At 63.6% G+C, this 1,430-nt stretch carries 1 protein-coding gene; it reads left to right on the plus strand.

The window, feature by feature from the left end; all coding sequences use genetic code 11:
• Window positions 1–164 precede the first annotated feature (164 nt).
• Window positions 165–1,430: 6-hydroxynicotinate reductase (locus V7080_RS25350; RefSeq protein WP_334191150.1), on the plus strand; the 1,266-nt coding region annotated here is incomplete at its 3' end.

Raw genomic sequence — 1,430 nt, forward strand, 5'->3', positions numbered from 1 at the left:
CCCTAACCCTCCCCCTACGAGGGGGAGGGAACTCTACGGAGGGCTGCTGATGAACAAAGTCGCTGATTACACTTCGGCAGCTGAAAAAATATTTCAGGCAACAGCGCATTCATAGAAAAGCGACAAGCTCAGACGAGCGCAATTCCACCGGAGACGCGAGCATCATGACCGAGCACACCAAGACCGACGGCCTGCCGGAGTTCGAGGCGCAAATCCTCGAGCGTGCCAAGCCGCGCAGCGAGCGCATGGCCAGCGACAAGATCGAATGCAATGCCTGTCCGGTGTTGTGCCAGATCACGGCGGGAAGGTCCGGCGCCTGCGACCGCTACGCCAATGTCGACGGCACCCTGGTGCGTGTGGATCCGGTGGTTCTCCTGAGAAAGACCCTGGCGTCGGAAGATGGCGCAGTCGTGCCGTTCACCGGCCGCCCCGTTTTGCCCGACGCCGAGGGCAATGCCGTCGCCGAAGCCGAATGGAACGGCGACCTGTTGCAATCCGGCGAGGTGTTCGTCACCGGCGTGGGTTCCTCCACCACGTATCCCGACTACAAGCCCGCTCCCTTCATCGTTTCCTCCAACGCCCGAGGCGTCGACATGGTGACGGTGGTGACCGAAGGCATCTTCAGTTACTGCAGTCTCAAGGTAAAGATCGATACCGACCGCTATCTTGGCCCGGAACAGGCGAATGTCCGCTACAAGGGCGAAGTCGTCGGCCATGTGACGACCGCCGAATACGGCTCCCAGATGCTGTCGCTCGGCGGCGTTCACCACCTCACCGGCGGCAGCAAGAAGGAAGGCCGGCTCACGGTGGAAATGATGCAGCTGCTCGGCAACAAGCAACCGGCGGACCTGAGCATCGACGGCGGCTCCCAGATCCTGATCCAGGCCGGCCGCGCGCCCATCGTCAACGGCGTGGAAGAGCAGCGGATGCGAGTCGGCTGCGGATCGGCGACGATCGGCATTTTTGCCCGGCAATTCTTCGGCCTTGCGGATGAAGTTATCGTCGTCGACGACCATATCACCGGTGTACTCACCGAACACCAGGCCGGCCGCTGCCTCGACATGCCGCTGTCCGGCGTCAAGATCCGCGGCCGCAAATCCACGCCCGGCCGTTACTTCCAGGTTGCCAATCCCGGCGTCGGCTGGGGCGGCACCGACATCGCCGACCCGCTCGCCATCATTGAAGGCTGGGACCAGGCCATCGCGCGCCCGGGAATGCGGCTGCTGATGACCTCCACCACCGGTGAGCATGCCGCCTGGTTCATCCTCGACGACAACCTGCAACCGGTCGAACAGCCGATGCCGCCCGAGGTCGAGAAGGTGGTCCAGCGCATCGGCGAAAATTGCGAGCCGTCGCTCACCACCGTCCTGTTCCTTGGCGGCGCCGGCGGCAGCCTGCGCGCCGGCGTGACCGAGAACCCGGTATTGCTG

It is taken from the genome of Noviherbaspirillum sp. (genome assembly GCF_036846085.1).
Lineage (GTDB): Bacteria > Pseudomonadota > Gammaproteobacteria > Burkholderiales > Burkholderiaceae_D > Noviherbaspirillum.